Origin of the sequence: Sinanaerobacter chloroacetimidivorans, assembly GCF_018128545.1 — a bacterium.
Classification (GTDB): Bacteria; Bacillota; Clostridia; order Peptostreptococcales; family Anaerovoracaceae; genus Sinanaerobacter; species Sinanaerobacter chloroacetimidivorans.
Genome location: NZ_JAGSND010000012.1, coordinates 86,934 through 102,569 on the forward strand (window position 1 = coordinate 86,934; position 15,636 = coordinate 102,569).

General features: G+C 40.9%; 14 protein-coding genes. 11 read left to right on the plus strand and 3 right to left on the minus strand.

The window, feature by feature from the left end:
• Nucleotides 1–167 precede the first annotated feature (167 nt).
• The 10 genes from KCX82_RS15940 to KCX82_RS15985 all read left to right on the plus strand — a co-directional run bounded on the left by KCX82_RS15940 (nt 168) and on the right by KCX82_RS15985 (nt 10,695).
• Nucleotides 168–335 carry a hypothetical protein gene (locus KCX82_RS15940; RefSeq protein WP_227019485.1) on the plus strand — a complete coding sequence of 56 codons (168 nt, stop codon included), beginning with the start codon at nt 168–170 and terminating at the stop codon, nt 333–335.
• Nucleotides 332–1,912, plus strand: coding sequence for a sodium/proline symporter (locus tag KCX82_RS15945; RefSeq protein ID WP_227019486.1), 1,581 nt, complete (start codon nt 332–334; stop codon nt 1,910–1,912). The genes KCX82_RS15940 and KCX82_RS15945 overlap by 4 nt, the downstream gene beginning before the upstream one ends.
• Entirely contained in the window at nt 1,905–2,408 is a 504-nt protein-coding gene (locus tag KCX82_RS15950) for a hypothetical protein (protein ID WP_227019487.1), read from the plus strand. Before KCX82_RS15945 ends, KCX82_RS15950 begins: the two co-directional genes overlap by 8 nt.
• 496 nt (nt 2,409–2,904) lie before the next feature.
• Nucleotides 2,905–3,639 (plus strand): SAM-dependent methyltransferase, encoded by a 735-nt coding sequence (locus KCX82_RS15955; RefSeq protein ID WP_227019488.1) that lies wholly within the window; start codon nt 2,905–2,907, stop codon nt 3,637–3,639.
• A 103-nt stretch (nt 3,640–3,742) separates the two neighbouring features.
• Complete coding sequence (locus KCX82_RS15960; protein ID WP_227019489.1) at nt 3,743–5,422, plus strand: sigma-54 interaction domain-containing protein; 1,680 nt, start codon at nt 3,743–3,745, stop codon at nt 5,420–5,422.
• 366 nt (nt 5,423–5,788) lie between these two features.
• Nucleotides 5,789–6,997, plus strand: a complete 1,209-nt coding sequence (locus KCX82_RS15965; RefSeq protein WP_227019490.1) for a CaiB/BaiF CoA transferase family protein — start codon at nt 5,789–5,791, stop codon at nt 6,995–6,997.
• Between the two features lie 77 nt (nt 6,998–7,074).
• A complete protein-coding gene (locus KCX82_RS15970; RefSeq protein WP_227019491.1) occupies nt 7,075–7,599 on the plus strand; it encodes a hypothetical protein in 525 nt (174 codons plus the stop codon).
• Between the two features lie 48 nt (nt 7,600–7,647).
• Nucleotides 7,648–8,805 carry a thiolase family protein gene (locus KCX82_RS15975; protein WP_227019492.1) on the plus strand — a complete coding sequence of 386 codons (1,158 nt, stop codon included), beginning with the start codon at nt 7,648–7,650 and terminating at the stop codon, nt 8,803–8,805.
• A gap of 124 nt (nt 8,806–8,929) precedes the next feature.
• Nucleotides 8,930–9,673 (plus strand): 3-oxoacyl-ACP reductase FabG, encoded by a 744-nt coding sequence (gene fabG / locus KCX82_RS15980; RefSeq protein WP_405127704.1) that lies wholly within the window; start codon nt 8,930–8,932, stop codon nt 9,671–9,673.
• A 131-nt stretch (nt 9,674–9,804) separates the two neighbouring features.
• Complete coding sequence (locus tag KCX82_RS15985; protein WP_227019493.1) at nt 9,805–10,695, plus strand: DMT family transporter; 891 nt, start codon at nt 9,805–9,807, stop codon at nt 10,693–10,695.
• Between the two features lie 6 nt (nt 10,696–10,701).
• Here the strand turns inward: KCX82_RS15985 and KCX82_RS15990 are convergent, their stop codons facing one another.
• A complete protein-coding gene (locus KCX82_RS15990) occupies nt 10,702–11,286 on the minus strand; it encodes a TetR/AcrR family transcriptional regulator (protein ID WP_227019494.1) in 585 nt (194 codons plus the stop codon).
• Nucleotides 11,287–11,432: 146 nt separating this feature from the next.
• Here KCX82_RS15990 and ppsA point away from each other — a divergent pair, with 146 nt between their 5' ends.
• Nucleotides 11,433–14,054, plus strand: coding sequence for a phosphoenolpyruvate synthase (ppsA, locus tag KCX82_RS15995; RefSeq protein WP_227019495.1), 2,622 nt, complete (start codon nt 11,433–11,435; stop codon nt 14,052–14,054).
• Nucleotides 14,055–14,174: 120 nt separating this feature from the next.
• Here ppsA and KCX82_RS16000 read toward each other — a convergent pair whose 3' ends face one another.
• Nucleotides 14,175–14,312 (minus strand): hypothetical protein, encoded by a 138-nt coding sequence (locus tag KCX82_RS16000; protein WP_227019496.1) that lies wholly within the window; start codon nt 14,310–14,312, stop codon nt 14,175–14,177.
• Nucleotides 14,313–14,391: 79 nt separating this feature from the next.
• Entirely contained in the window at nt 14,392–15,636 is a 1,245-nt protein-coding gene (locus KCX82_RS16005) for an aminotransferase class III-fold pyridoxal phosphate-dependent enzyme (protein WP_227019497.1), read from the minus strand.

Consider the following 15,636-nt stretch of genomic DNA (forward strand, 5'->3'; position numbering starts at 1 on the left):
AAAGCCCTTCAGGAAGACCCTTAAGAGCAGCTAAAAATTAGGTTAAGTGAACCTAAATGACAGGATATGTTTCATTTAAATAATGCTTCGAAGTATTTCATTATTTTCTGAAATATCATAAAATTGGGTCATATTCTAGCTAGAAAATTTTTGATGGAGGAATCGATATGATTATTGGAATGCCTATTAGTACATTTTTTGGTATCATGATTTGGCCTTTTGTTTACATCATTCTGGCTTTTGTTGTTTACGGTATAATGAAGAAGCAGGATGACGAGATTGACGACACCGAATTTGAACAAAGTGTGAAAGGAAGACGAGGTGCTGCCGAATGAGAGTAGAGGTTATCGTATTAATTTGTTACTTCATAGGAATGGTCGGCATGGGGCTTTATTGGAACCGACGTGCTAAAAACTCCGAAGACTATATGATTGGCGGACGATCCATGGGCCCGCTGGTAACGGCTTTGACACTGCAGACTACGGCCATGAGCGGATTCATGTTCATGGGCGGTCCGTCGGAAGCATATCTGGTCGGATATTTTGCAATATTCTACGCCGTTGGGGATGCAGGCGGCGGCTTAATCAATGTTTCTCTTCTGGGCAGAAGAATGAGAAGACTGTCACAGCTGCTTGATGCCATTTCACCTATTGAATATCTTGAAAAGCGGTATGAATCCGTACCGGTAAAAGTAATCGCCTGTATTATAGCAGTTATTGGACTAGCTTGTTATGTACTTGCCCAGTTCCTTGCAACGGGCAAAACCCTTGTAAGCCTCTTTGGCTTCCCTCTATCTTACGGACTTATTATCGGTTGTACGGTAATCCTGATTTATACCTTTATAGGCGGTTATTTTGCAGTAGCGTGGACAGATGTAATTCAGGGCTTTATCATGATTGGAGCAGTACTCGCATTATTAGTGTTATGTCTGATAGATACAGGCGGATTTACAGGATTGAATACAAAGCTCGCTGCAATTGACCCCACTTATCTCTCCATCTGGGGCAGAGGAAATCAGTATGAAGGAGCCTGGGGTGTTATCGCAGGGGCCGTATTGGTATATTTAATAGGCTACATGGGGCTGCCTCACTGCGTCAATAAACATATGGCTATGGAAAATCCGAAAACGGCAAAGAAAACAGTGGTATATGCGACGATCTGGACACAGCTGTTCTGCTTCTCCCCTTATTTGCTGGGACTTTGCGGAGTTGTTCTCCTTTCTGATTTGCAGGACCCTGAAATGGTTATCCCGACTCTTGCGGGAAAGATGTTCCCGGGTGTTGTTTCCGGAATCGTTCTTACGGCGATCATGTCTGCAATTATGAGTACTGTAGCTGCATTGTTGTTATTGATCGGAACCATCGTTTCAATTGATTTCTACAAGAGATGGCTCAGGCCGGATGCCAGTGACAAGCAGGTTGTGCTGATATCAAAATCGACCATCATAATCACAGGTATTATCGGCATCACCGTTGCTATTTTGAATCCTCCCGGAGTATTCAACCTGGTTGTTGACACATTCAGCTTTATGGCATGCGCATTCCTGCCAAGCTATGTTTGCGCTGTATGGTGGAAAAAAGCGAACGGAACCGGTTCTGTTGTATCTATGATCGTCGGAGGGGCTACCGTTCAGATTTGGTCACTGCTGGATCTGGATGTGGTCACGGGAATGCATCAATTCTTTGCAGGCATCATCTTATCATGGATTGCGATGATTATAGGAAGCCGTTTTGGCAAGCCCACCAGCAGAGAAATGGAGGATCTTATCGATAGGGCAAAAGGAAAGAAAGCCAATGTGTCGATTAAGGTTCAGCTGGCTTCCTCTAAGCACCTTTCAACAGAAAACAAAGCGATATCACAGTTTGTATTCAGAAATCGCTGTGAAATGCTGCCAGGATTGAATAATGATTAAAAGTAAAATGATTCTCAACAGCTATGGCATTGAGGATGCAAAAAATATTCTTCTTCACACAGACCCTAAAATCAACATTATAGGGGCGGACAGAGTCTTTTATCCCTATGTATGGATTCAGTACTCCCTTTTTGTGGGGAAAGGCCGATTATCGAAATTGAATAAAACGTATGATTGCATCATTGACGGAGTGTCGGGCTCAACCTACGAGGGGAAAGGCACGCCAACTATGGCTGCTATAGAGATTGAAGAAAAAGACGCCCTCGAATCGCAGATTACAATGGAAAAGTGCCGTGAAATAGGACATGACTTTGTCATGAAACAGTTTCTTGGGAAAGCGAAGCTCTTGATGGCTCCGGCCATAGAAGTGGTAAAAGAAGTTTTTTTTCATAAAAAGTTTTACATCGTCCATTGCCTGGATGATCAAGAGCGAGACTATTTCATCATGGTGGATGCCATAGACGGCGGATTATCCGTTCTGGACTGCAAAAAATAAAAAACTTACACAAACTTTAACATACCTTCATGGAACAATCTAAAAGTGATACCCCTAATGAAAGCAATTTTATTAGGGGTATCACATTATTTTTTAAAATATTGTTGACCTAATTAGGTCAACGAGGATTTTATAAATAGAAAACTGCAATTGGCATGATGGGATTCAAAAGGCGCAGTATCGTTTGACAATATTCCACAGTTACTATATAATTTTACCATACATTAAATAAAATCAAAGGTGGTGTCTGTTTGGCTATTGTTCTGTAAGGAACACGATAACTGTATAGGCTTGGAAAAAGTGATTATGAATTGCTTTGTTTGCTGTACGGTTTTTTGTTTCATGCAGAATTATGTCAAGCGGAATAGCGATAGAATCGTTACGGAGGCATAGTTTTGTACTATGCCTTTTTCTTTTCTGTATGGAATACGTGTTCCAAATATTTTAAAATTTCGATTTCAATAAATAATACGAATAAACAGAAAGGAAATCACCAATGAACTATATAAAATCTAAAAAATATGAAGATCACTTTATCAAGGAAAATATTATGGGTCCCAATCCCATAAAACTTTTGGAGGAATTACTCGAGATCCATCCGATCCCCCAAAGCGCAATCGTACTCGATTTGGGATGCGGACGCGGTGTGACATCAATCTTTCTGGTAAAGGAATACGGACTTCGTGTATTCGCAACGGATTTGTGGATCAGTGCAACTGACAATCAAAAGCGGTTTGAGGCCATGGGACTTACTTCGGAGCAAATTATCCCAATCCATGCGGATGCACATGCCTTACCTTATTCGGAGGAATTCTTTGACGCAGTGGTAAGCATAGACTCCTATCATTATTTTGGATGCAAGGAAGAATACCTTGGGAAGCATTTGCTCCCCCTTGTAAAGCAAGGAGGGTATTTGCTTTTCGTCGTTCCCGGGCTGAAAAAGGATATTCATGATAACATTCCCCACGAAATGCTGCTTTCCTGGACACCGGACGATATAGAGACTTTGCATGATGCCGCATATTGGAAAAGGATTCTGGAGGCAACAGATGGCATTGAAATCTTATCTGTCTTTGAAATGGAGGGCTTTGACGAGTGCTGGAATGATTGGCTTCTCTGTGAAAATGAATATGCCATCTCTGACCGTAAATCCATGAATGCAGGTGCAGGAAACTATATGAACTTCGTTGCAATGATTATACGAAGAAAAGAAATAGATCGTTCAGTATAAAATAATAGCAGGGAAGCGGTAAATTGAAACACCGCTTCCCTATGCCTCATAATGATCCAGTATGCCAAACAGGCCGTAAGCAGCCATTTTAACGGAGGGAAAAATGATAACAATAAGTAAGGATTTCATGGAAAGCATGCCCATTGCTCTTATTCTCACAGATGAGCAAGGCAATATTTATAAAATGAATGAGGCTGCCGTGAAAATTCAAAAAAGTATGGGATTATCATCAATTCATTCAATTGCAGAGATCGATCCAAAATTTGAGGCAAAGGCATTGGAGGGTCAGGAACAGAGTCAATGGACCCATTGCATAAACAATTGTTTGATCCAGATTAACCTTTATAAAGTAAGATACGAAGAAAGCGATTCCTACTATTTATATGTTTACAATCAGTTGAAATATAAAATGAATGAAATGGATCAAGTAATGGATTTTATCGATGATGTAGTGATTATTTTTAATAAAGATCTGGTGCTGGAAAAAATAAATGATGCTTTTCAGAGGCATACAGGAATCGACGGTAAAGCATACATTGGAAAAAGTATATTCGAAATTGAAAATGACAATATGTTGGAGGATCCATTGGCACCTAAGGTTGTTGAAGCAAAGGAAATCTTAAGTAAAAAAGTGAAATATAGTAATGGAAGTGTTCTGACACTTACAGGTGTACCTATTTTAACGAAAGAGGGAGACATTAAGAAAGTTATTATAACGGGCCGGGACATTACGAAGATCATAGATCTGGAAGAAAAATTGAAAAAAGCAGAGAACCAGAAAAAGAAATATTATACCAAGCTGAAAGAATTGGAAGAATATCTGGGCGCAAACGAGGTCATATATTCCAGTGATGAAATGCAGAAAATATTAAATATAGCCATTAAAGCGTCTAAAACGGATTCGTCCATTTTTATATGGGGGGAATCAGGTGTAGGAAAAGAAGTCATGGCCAGACTGATTCATAATACCAGCAGTAGAAAGGACAAACCCTGCATAGCCATTAACTGTGCGGCAATCCCAAAGGAACTATTGGAGTCTGAATTTTTTGGATATGAAGAAGGGGCTTTTACCGGGGCAAGGAAACAAGGGAAAAAAGGACTCTTTGAAGAGGCTGATGGGGGGACAATATTTTTAGATGAAATTGGAGAACTTCCCATTGAAATGCAAAGCAAGCTCTTAAGGGTTATTCAAGAAAATGGATTCACAAAAGTAGGCGGGAGCAAGTTTATCCCTGTCAATGTAAGATATATTTCTGCTACAAACCTCACCCGCGATCAGCTTTTGAACCATAAAAGATTCCGGCAGGACTTGTTTTTCCGGCTCGGCGTTATCCCCATCAGAATACTCCCGTTGCGGGAAAGAAAGGAAGATATCTTTCCACTGGTTCACCATTTTCTGAAACATTTTAATTATAAATATAATTTAAACGTATCTATTTCAAAAGAGGTAATGAAACACCTGTACCGGTATGATTGGCCGGGTAATGTAAGAGAATTAAAGAATATCATTGAGCGTCTGGTAATCCTGGCAGAAACGGATGTAATCGATGAAGAAGAATACCAATTGATCATTAAATTTGATATTTATAATCATGATACCGGTGGAGGTATCGTAAATGATTCAGTAATGCCCCTAAAAGAAGCCTACAAAATTTTAGAGGAAAACATGATAAAGAGGGCGTTGAGTGAACATTCAAATGTAGTTGAGGCTGCAGAAAGATTGGGAATAGCGCCATCCACTATTTACAGAAAAATAAAAAAAGGTGAGATTCATTTAAAATAATTTTTTCAAAATGAAACAGGGTGATATTTAAAATAATTTTTGCATAATAAAACAGGTGATAATCAAAATAATTTTTGCATAATGAAAAAAATTTTTATCTTGCAAAAAAATAATGATATAGAAAATCAAAACCGATAAACCGTATAAAAAACAAAAGCTTTTTTGCCCGGTGCAAAAAATGCTTTTGTTTTTTTTTGACTTCATTCAGGAAGAACCCAGAGATTTCAATGGATAAACGTAGAAAAAATTCTCTGGCACGGATATTGCGTTAGTAGAGAGCGAAAGGTAGAGCTCAGTATTGTCTATAGGATAATTACTGAAATCAAAGATTTTTATGAAAGATACTAGAAAGTAGGAGGAATTTAAATGAAACCATTGGAAGGAATTCGTGTTATTGACCTGACAACCTATCTTGCCGGTCCCGGGGCTTCCAGAATTCTGGCCGATCAAGGAGCCGATGTAATCAAGGTAGAGCCTCTGGCTGGTGATCCTGCCAGAATCCAGGGAAGATTACTTACTTGCCCGATTAAGGATGATGAGAATCCGCAGTTCGATATGGAAAACGCCAATAAAAAATTTATTGCAGTCAATTTAAAGGAAAAAAAAGGATTGGAAATCATCCACAAATTGCTTGAAGATGCAGATGTTTTAGTTACAAATTATCGAGAGGATGCCCTTGTAAAATTAAAGTTGACCTATGAAGAGCTGTCCGTAAAATACCCGAAACTTGTTTATGGGCACATTAATAGTTTTGGTGAGAAGGGACCGGATGCAGCCAGGCCGGGATACGATTTCGTAGCATATTTTGGCCGTTCCGGATTTTCACTGGATACGGTAGTAGATGGAGGGATCCCGCTGGTCAATATAGGAGGGGCAGGGGACCATCCCACGGGCGTTGCTTTGGCTCAGGGGATTGCAGCCGCTCTTATAAAACAGCAGCGAACAGGAAAAGGTGACAAAGTATCCGTTTCCCTTTACCATACTGCGATTTGGACACTAGCAACACTAATTGCATCCACACAGTATAACGCAAAATACCCGGTTCAATATAGTGAGCCCCCTCTTTCCCCTGTTGTGGGGCATCCGTACAAAACTGCGGACGGGAAATGGATGTTGATCATGCTATTTGATTTTAATAAATATTGGGAGCCCTTCTGCAAATCAATCGGCCGTGAAGACTTTCTGACAGACCCTAAATTTAACACGCCAATGGGTGCAAAAATAAATCAGCTGGAACTTGTTGAGATTTTGTGCGGAATTATTGGATCTGAACCCTATGATGTGTGGGCTAAAAAGTGGGAAGCTGAAGATATTCCCTTCGAAGTTTTGAGACATATGAGTGACGTTCCGAAAGATGAGCAGGCAGTTGTCAATAACTTCCTGCATCCGATCCATTATCCATCCGGTAAGACCGTATATTTGCCGACACCGCCTATACAATTCAAAGAAATGGGTGAGCCGGATTATAAGACCTCTGAAGGTATCGGAGCAAATACATGGGAAATTCTAGAGGGTTTAGGTTATGGTCCTCAGGAGATTATGGAAATGAAAGAGAACAAACTTATTCCATCATGATGAAATATCTACATAGACAGCTGATATGAAATTGCTGGAATTTAGTTTCTAATAAAAATTAAAAGGAGATGATTATTTTGGAAGGGAAAAATAAAATTACAAGACAGCATTTCGTTGTTACCACATTGTTCGTAGCATGGCTTGTTACTAGCAACATTCTATTTATGGTATTGAATATCCATCATACATGGCCGGCGTTTTTTATCTGCATATTCTTCTTTGCATATGGCTTAAACCCCGGCAGAGTAAAGGAAATTTATGCAGGAGCAGTATCGGGCCTGATTTTTGGATATCTGCTGCCGTTCTATTTAGGGGCCATGGCTCCAGTACTTGGAGTAAAAGCAGCTTTAAATGTTTACATTGCTCTCGTCCTTTTTATCATATTAATATTAGGTCCTGTGGCACACACCCTTGTTAATCCGGTTTCGTTCACCTATGCGCTTATGTGCCTGATACATATTGAGGAAATCCATGAAAAAATAGTGGAATGGGGTCTCATGACAATTTTGGGCGGAACTTTCATTATTGGTGGAATCTATGGTATTGGTGCAATGATGAAAAAGATAGAAAGCAAGAGAAGCCGCGTGAGCCAGACGGAATAGTACTGAATTCAGGAAGCTTAAAACAGATTTTATGGAGGTGTCAACAATATGAGAGAGGCAGTAATTGTAGCTTTTGGCCGGTCCCCTGTAGGAAAAGCGCCGAAAGGAAAACTTAAGAATACAAGTCCGGTAGATGTTGCAGCGCAAGTTGTAAAGGGTGTTTTAAATAAGGTCCCTCAGCTAAATCCTGAGGAAATTGACGATTTTGTACTTGGATGTGCATTTCCTGAAGCAGAGCAGGGATTTAACATTGGAAGAATTGTAGCGCAAAGAGCAGGTTTGCCGGATTGCGTACCCGGTCAAACGGTAAACAGATTCTGCTCCTCCGGACTTCAAACCATTGCTGCCGCAGCAAACAGCATTATGGTCGGCCAAGCTGAGGTCGTTCTGGCCGGGGGAGTAGAATTTATGAGTACGGTACCTATGGGGGGACATCACATTTCCCCCAATCCGTATCTTATGAAGAACAGACCGGAAGTATATATGTCTATGGGATTAACGGCCGAAAATGTAGCGGAACAGTATCATATATCACGGCAAATGCAGGATGAGTTTGCCGTAGAAAGCCATAGGAGAGCGGCAAAGGCACAAGAGGAAGGTAAATTTGATGATGAAATTATTCCGATAGAAGCGGTAAATGATGAAAACGAAACCTTTATCTTTCGTAAGGATGAAGGTGTAAGAGCTGAGACAACGGCAGAAAATCTGTTAAAGCTGCCAACCGTCTTTAAGGCAGATGGCACCGTAACCCCGGGAAATGCTTCGCAAATGAGTGATGGTGCGGCGGCCGTACTGCTTATGTCAGGAAAAAAGGCAGAAACATTAGGCCTAAAACCTTTGGCGATATTCAGATCATTTGCCGTTGCGGGAGTCGGGCCTGAAGTAATGGGAATCGGACCTGTCAAAGCAATTCCAAAAGCATTAGAAATCGCAGGACTGGATAAAGAAGATATCGATGAATATGAACTGAATGAAGCATTTGCCTCACAAGCAATTGCTTGTATTAAGGAACTTGGACTGGATCCGGAGAAAGTAAACCCAAATGGAGGTGCCATTGCGTTGGGCCATCCACTGGGATGCACGGGATCATTCTTAACTGTAAAGCTGCTTTCGGAAATGAGACGCAGAGACGATAGATACGGTGTTGTAAGTATGTGTATCGGAGGCGGCATGGGAGCAGCCGCCGTATTTGAACTGATAAAGTAAGATTTTATGTAAATGAACCGATGACCTTTGACTACAGGCATGGGATTCAGGTATTGCCCTAGGCCTTTAAAGGTTTAGGGCGAAAAATAAAATAATATTGTTGATAACTGGAAAGGGGAAAATCATGATGAAATTAGAAGGAAAAGTTGCTTTAGTTACAGGATCAGGAAGAGGTATTGGAAAAGCAATTGCAATGACTTTGGCAAATGAAGGCGCAGACATCATTGTAAATGATGTCAATCTGGAAGATGCCGAGGGCACAGCGTCAGAAATCAGAAAAATAGGCAGAAAAGCTGTTGCTATTGCTTCAAATGTTGCCGACAGAAATCAGGCAAGAGAAATGTTTGCTAAAATTAAAGAAGAATTTGGAGTATTACATATTTTAGTGAATAATGCAGGCATCACTCGAGACGGATTATTATTAAAATTAACTGAAGAGCAGTGGGATCAAGTGGTAAGTGTTAATCTGAAAGGGGTATTTCATTGCTGTCAGCTTGCAGCCGGGTTCATGGTCGAACAAAATGAAGGAAAGATAGTCAATTTAACTTCAATTGCCGGGCAGATCGGGAATGTCGGACAGGTTAACTATGCAGCTACGAAAGCAGGTGTTATTGGTATGACGAAAACACTGGCAAAGGAACTTGCAAGAAGTAATATCAATGTGAATGCAATTGCACCCGGATTCATCAGAACACCTATGACGGATCAAATCCCTGAAAAAATAAAGGAATCATTGATCAAAACAATTCCTTTGGATAGAATTGGAGAACCAGAAGACATTGCAAAAGCAGTTAAATTCTTAGTAACCGATGATTCTTCCTATATTACTGGACATATCCTTTCCTGTAACGGAGGGATGTTTATGTAATATGTAATATACAGTAAGGGCTAAAACTTTTAGCCCTTACTGTTTTACCGACGCATTTCATAATCTTGACAAAGTCCGTTATGTATGTCAGAATTTTTTTATCAAACCTATTCTGGTAAAAGGAAGAAATTATGCGAAACCATACATACGGCTACATCTATGCAATTCTTGCAGCATTCTTTTTTGCGCTGATAGCGATCATTGGAAAGGGTCTTGTCTCCGGCGGCACCCATCCCCTTCAGGTCACATTTTATCAATATGTTTTTACGATCCTGATTCTTGGTATCTGGCTTTCTGCTCGAAAATCAAGTGCATTGCGCTGCAATGCGAAACAACTGCGCAGCTTTGCGCTGCTAGGCGTGATAGGAGGAGCAGGTACGAACCTGTTATTTTATTCTGCTTTGCAATACCTTGATGCGGGCATCAGTTCGATGCTGTTATTTGTACACCCCGTTTATATCACCATATTTTTTGCTGTTACCAGAATCAGAACCATGAAGCCATTAAACTATTTTTCCGTGTTGCTTGCAGTCAGCGGCGCGGCCATCGTTCTCGATATTTTTTCCGGCGCCCTTCGCTTGTCTCCTATAGGGATTTCTCTGGGGATACTTAGCGGTGTATCCTATGCATTTTATAACATTTTTGCAGACCTGAAGCTAAAATCAGAGGATCCCAATATCATCAATTTCTATGCCTGTATTTCGGCAATGATTTTTACGCTGGTACTGCTGCTCTTTAGCGGTATTGGCTTTACTGTGGATTATAAGGATTTACCCTCTATATTTGTTCTGGCAGGTTTTTCAGGTATCCTCCCGGTCTATTTCATTTTTAAAGCATTACAATATATCGGATCGGAAAAGGTTTCCGTTATTGCCTCGGTGGAATTGCCGATGACACTCATTATGGCGTTTACCTTCCTGGGGGAACGTATGAGACCAATTCAACTTTTTGGTGTCTTGCTCATCATCATATCAACGATACTGCTTCATTATCATGAAAAGGAAAAAAATATTGAACAATGATAAGTTTTACTTCCCGATCAAGCCGTAAAAGAATAATGTGGTGATGTCCTGAAATAAACGCTGGCTGTGCTCCAAGCCTTGAAAGGCATCGGAATGCTTGCTTCCTCTGAACATATTGATATAGAGTAAAATAGCCTCGTTGGAAATATCATGTTTGATAGTACCTTCTTCTTTCCCTTTTTCAATCAACTTTAACATCAATGGATAGAATTTATTTTTCACAAAATCATTGGCTATCTGCCTTATCTCCGGATCTTCAGACATCATGGAATTCAGAAAATCCGGATTTAACGCGGCAAGCTCACTTGTTTTTTCTGATATAAATAATTGTAATTTTTCTGTAAAAGGCAGATCGCTTTCGATTGCCTCCGTATATTCCTGAAGAGTGCTGTTCATTACCGTCAAAAGTACATCCCGCAGCAGTTCATCCTTACTGCCGAAGTAGTTGTATATGGTAACCTGTGATACTTTTGCTTTCTTCGCAATTTCAGAAACGCTGACCTTTTGAACTCCATATGTTGAAAACAGTGTAAGAGCAGCCTTACGGATATTTTCCTTTTTCCTTTCTTTTCGTCGTTCAAATCCATCCATACATAATCACCTCAACTTAAGGGTACTATATATTATGAACTATATCAATAAAAATATTTCAAAAATATCTTGCAAGAAATTAAGGATGAGTATATTATGAAATATATAAAGTATTTTATTTCATAATTTTTAATGAGGTGATGATAATGCTTAAATATGTATTGGAATTTAATGAAATAGATAAAACCAAACTGATGGTGGTGGGGGGCAAAGGTCTGAATCTTGGAGAACTGTCAAGAATTGAAGGAATTTCGGTTCCGAAAGGATTTTGTGTTACCACGGAAGCCTATGCAGTTACTCTTAGAGAGAATAGGGAATTCCATCACTTGATGGAGGAACTTTCTTACCTTAAGGTAGATGACAGAGAAAAAATCTCTGAAGTCAGCGGTAAAATCCGTAAGGTAATCGAGGAAGCAGAGATGCCTGCAGATGTTAAAAATGAAATTGCAGATCGCATCTTACAATTTGGAGAGCACAATGCCTATGCAGTGCGCTCCAGTGCGACAGCCGAGGATTTACCGACGGCTTCCTTTGCAGGTCAGCAAGACACTTATTTAAATATTAAAGGCAGGGAAGCAATTTTGAAGCATATCAGCAAATGCTGGGCATCGCTGTTCACAGAACGTTCCGTCACCTATAGAATACAAAATGGCTTTGATCACCGAAAAGTATATTTGTCTGTTGTGATTCAGCAGATGATTTTCCCCGATGCATCAGGCATTCTTTTTACAGCCGACCCCGTTACCTCCAATAGAAAGGTGCTGTCTATAGATGCAAGCTACGGACTTGGAGAAGCCTTGGTTTCCGGTCTCGTAAATGCAGATAATTATAAGGTACGTGAAGGTAAGATTACGGTCAAGAAAATATCGGTTAAGAAATTGGAAATCCGCGGCCTGGATGATGGCGGTACTGCGGAACGGATCATAGAAGCTTCTCAGCAAAACAGACAGACCTTGGAAGATGCACAAATCCTGGAACTTGAGACCATAGGCAGAAGGATCGAGAAATATTTCGGAAGTCCCCAGGATATTGAATGGTGTTTTCGCGATGGAGCGTTTTTTATCGTACAGAGCCGTCCCATTACGACACTGTTTCCAGTGCCTGAAAATGATGGTAAGAATCGAATTTATGCATCAATGGGACATCTGCAGATGATGACAGAAGATATCAAGCCCCTGGGTATGTCATTCTGTAGGTTTTTATCCTTCTGGTTCGGTGAAAATCTGAAAGCCGCCGGCGGCAGACTTTACCTTGACGGTACTTACGATTTGTCTTCCCCCATAGGGAAAACGATTCTGATTACAAGTACCGGCAAGGCTGATATATTGATGAAGAATGCCCTTTTAAATATTATGAAACGCCAGGATTTCGTGAAAGATATGCCTCGGGGAAAAGGCTCCATTAATGCAGCCAGCGGCGCATTGGCCTGGATATTGCCGGCTGTTAAAAACTACCGAAGAAATGATGAAACAACTGCTCCGGATTTGATTGCCTTCAATGAAGAGCTGATACGAGACATGGAGCAACAGATAAAAAAGCTGTCGGGAAACGACCTCTTTGAATTTATTTTAGAGGATACCAGGAATTTGAAAACAGTGCTGACGGGACCGCAAAATATGAGCATGATGGTAGTTGGCGGTTATGTCTCCAATTGGATCACGAAAAAAACGGAAAAGTGGCTGGGTGAAAAGGGCGCTGTTGATACCTTATCAAAGTCCATCCCTAATAATGTTACTTCTGAAATGGGATTGGAGCTGATGGACGTATCGGATGTTGTCCGAAAATATCCTGATGTTCTTGACTATTTCAAGCGTGCAAAAGATGAGAGCTTTTTCGATGACTTAGCTCTGTTGGAAGGCGGATCCGAAGTAAGTAAGTCCATAAAAGCATATCTTGATAAATACGGCTCCCGCTGTTCCGGTGAGATTGATATCACCAAGGCACGATGGAGCGAAAAACCTACGACTCTGATTTCGATGATCCAAAGCAACATCAGGAATTTTGAGCCCAATGCAAGAAAAGCAAGGTTTGAGCAAGGACGTAAAGAAGCAGCAGCGAAAGAAGAGGAAATCATAAAGCGTCTGGAGCAAATGCCCGGAGGCAAACAAAAATCTAAGAAAATGAAAAAAATGATCAGTGTTCTGCGTAATATGGGCGGCTTCAGAGAATATCCCAAGTATTCCTTCATAAAACGCTTCCTGATTTATAAGGAAGCCCTTATGAAAGAAGCCGAAATATTAGTGGAAAAGGGAGTAATCAAAGAAAAAGAGGATGTCTGCTATCTGTATTTTGATGAGTTTAGAGAAGCCGTACGTACAGGCAGCCTGGACTACAGCATCATCACCGGAAGAAAAGAGGATTATCAGGTTTTTGAAAAACTGACACCGCCCAGGGTCATGACCTCTGAAGGTGAGATCATATCCGGCGAATATAACACCGGCAATATTCCTGACGGCGCTTTGGTAGGAGTACCTGTTTCAGCAGGTATCATCGAAGGTAGAGCACGTGTTGTTTTGAAAATGGAGGATGCCAATCTCGAAGAAGGAGATATATTGGTAACCTCTTTCACAGATCCCAGCTGGACTCCGCTTTTTGTTTCTGTCAAGGGACTTGTCACTGAAATCGGCGGGCTTATGACCCATGGGGCTGTCATTACAAGAGAATATGGCCTTCCTGCGGTAGTTGGAGTGGAAAATGCCACAAAACTCATAACGGATGGGCAGTTAATCCGAATCAACGGAACTGAAGGATATGTGGAATTTCTATGATCCAAGGCGTCTATCTGTAAGAATTGAGACCGTTTTATGTGCAAAATCACTATAAATTTAACTGCTAAGGCAATGAAAAAATCATGCTTTTCATATAGAGCATGATTTTTTCGTTAACTTTTATTTCGTTTGATAATCATTACCGGCTTGAAATGCTGATCCTATTTTTTCATTTAAATCAAAATATCCTGCGTCCATCATTACGATTGGCTTAATCTTCAGCGCATTGGGTCTATCGTTCTCCAAGCAGTCCGTCAACGGTGGAACCTGCTAAAACAGTAATGTAAATATCTACCAACCTAGGATAAAGAAAAACAGGTTTATTCATGATCTTCGCTTATTTCCTTAAAGTATGGAATGCATCTTCGGCTATTTCTACGGACTTTTTGATATCTTCCTCCGTCAGGGCAGCATTTATAAAATGATTATGGTGGGAGGTCAGGAAAATTCCACGTTTTACGCATTCGGCGATCCATTGTTGATGTAGAATTAAAGAATCATCATCAGCAAGTCTTAAATAGAACAGGGAAGGAGGACCGGATGCTATCAGATGAAACCCATTGTTCGCTGCTGCCGCTGTTAAGCCTTCTGTCAGTTTGGTGCCCAGATCGTGAAAGAGCCTGGGAGCATCCAATGATTTCAGCTTATTGATACAGGCAATCCCCGCTGCGAAGGGAACGGCACTCATCCAATAGCTTCCCGTAAAAGTCAGGCTGCTGACCACATCCCTCAGAGATTCCTTTCCGCAAAGGGCAGAAACATTATAGCCGTTGGCCAGTGCTTTACAAAAACAAATCAAATCAGCCTGAAAGCCGAAATAGTGGTCTGAACCGGCTAGATCCAGACGGAAACCTGCTCGGACGTCATCGATGATCAGAACAACCTGATGGTCGTCACAGAGCTTCCGAACCTTCTGCCAATAGCCATCATCCGGAAAATAGTTATCATAAAAGTTGCCGTGCATATAAGGCTGTGCGATGAGCCCTGCAATCTCTCCCTTATGATCCGAAAAAAGTTTTTCCAACGCCGGAAAATCATTAAAGTTCACGTAAAGATTATTCATCACATCTTCTTCCAGAATGCCCGGATAATCTAGTTTCTGGGTCCAAGGGTAAACACCGTGATAATAACCATAAAAGAAGACAATTTTCTTACGGCGGGTAGCGGCCCTTGCGGTTATTACGGCCAGGGAAGTGACATCACTTCCGTTCTTCGCAAAGAATGCCCAGTCCGCACTGGCTACCGTATCTACCAGAAGTTCTGCAAAATCAACCATAATGGAAGAGGGAATGGTTACACAATTTTCTTTCTTTAACTGTTCCAGTGCTGCAGAATCAACATCGGGATCAGAGTAACCGAGAACGTTGGGACCGTATCCGCACATGTAATCAATATAATCATTTCCGTCTAAATCCCAGAAATGAGAGCCTTTCGCCCTGGAAGAAAAAAGAGGAAAAGCATCATGGGGAATATAGCAGCCTTCCGAGGGTCCCTGATGCCCATAGATGCCGGAAGGGATTACTTTTAAAGCCCGCTTGAAGGCCTCATGACTTTTGGGGTATTCATAAACAGGAAACTTCAT

What these genes read in the sequence shown, in the direction of transcription:
- KCX82_RS15940 (WP_227019485.1), top strand. Translation starts at nt 168, where the DNA reads ATGATTATTGGAATGCCTATTAGTACATTTTTTGGTATCATGATTTGG.
- KCX82_RS15945 (WP_227019486.1), top strand. Translation starts at nt 332, where the DNA reads ATGAGAGTAGAGGTTATCGTATTAATTTGTTACTTCATAGGAATGGTC.
- KCX82_RS15950 (WP_227019487.1), top strand. Translation starts at nt 1,905, where the DNA reads ATGATTAAAAGTAAAATGATTCTCAACAGCTATGGCATTGAGGATGCA.
- KCX82_RS15955 (WP_227019488.1), top strand. Translation starts at nt 2,905, where the DNA reads ATGAACTATATAAAATCTAAAAAATATGAAGATCACTTTATCAAGGAA.
- KCX82_RS15960 (WP_227019489.1), top strand. Translation starts at nt 3,743, where the DNA reads ATGATAACAATAAGTAAGGATTTCATGGAAAGCATGCCCATTGCTCTT.
- KCX82_RS15965 (WP_227019490.1), top strand. Translation starts at nt 5,789, where the DNA reads ATGAAACCATTGGAAGGAATTCGTGTTATTGACCTGACAACCTATCTT.
- KCX82_RS15975 (WP_227019492.1), top strand. Translation starts at nt 7,648, where the DNA reads ATGAGAGAGGCAGTAATTGTAGCTTTTGGCCGGTCCCCTGTAGGAAAA.
- fabG (WP_405127704.1), top strand. Translation starts at nt 8,930, where the DNA reads ATGATGAAATTAGAAGGAAAAGTTGCTTTAGTTACAGGATCAGGAAGA.
- KCX82_RS15985 (WP_227019493.1), top strand. Translation starts at nt 9,805, where the DNA reads ATGCGAAACCATACATACGGCTACATCTATGCAATTCTTGCAGCATTC.
- KCX82_RS15990 (WP_227019494.1), bottom strand. Translation starts at nt 11,286, where the DNA reads ATGGATGGATTTGAACGACGAAAAGAAAGGAAAAAGGAAAATATCCGT.
- ppsA (WP_227019495.1), top strand. Translation starts at nt 11,433, where the DNA reads ATGCTTAAATATGTATTGGAATTTAATGAAATAGATAAAACCAAACTG.
- KCX82_RS16005 (WP_227019497.1), bottom strand. Translation starts at nt 15,636, where the DNA reads ATGAAGTTTCCTGTTTATGAATACCCCAAAAGTCATGAGGCCTTCAAG.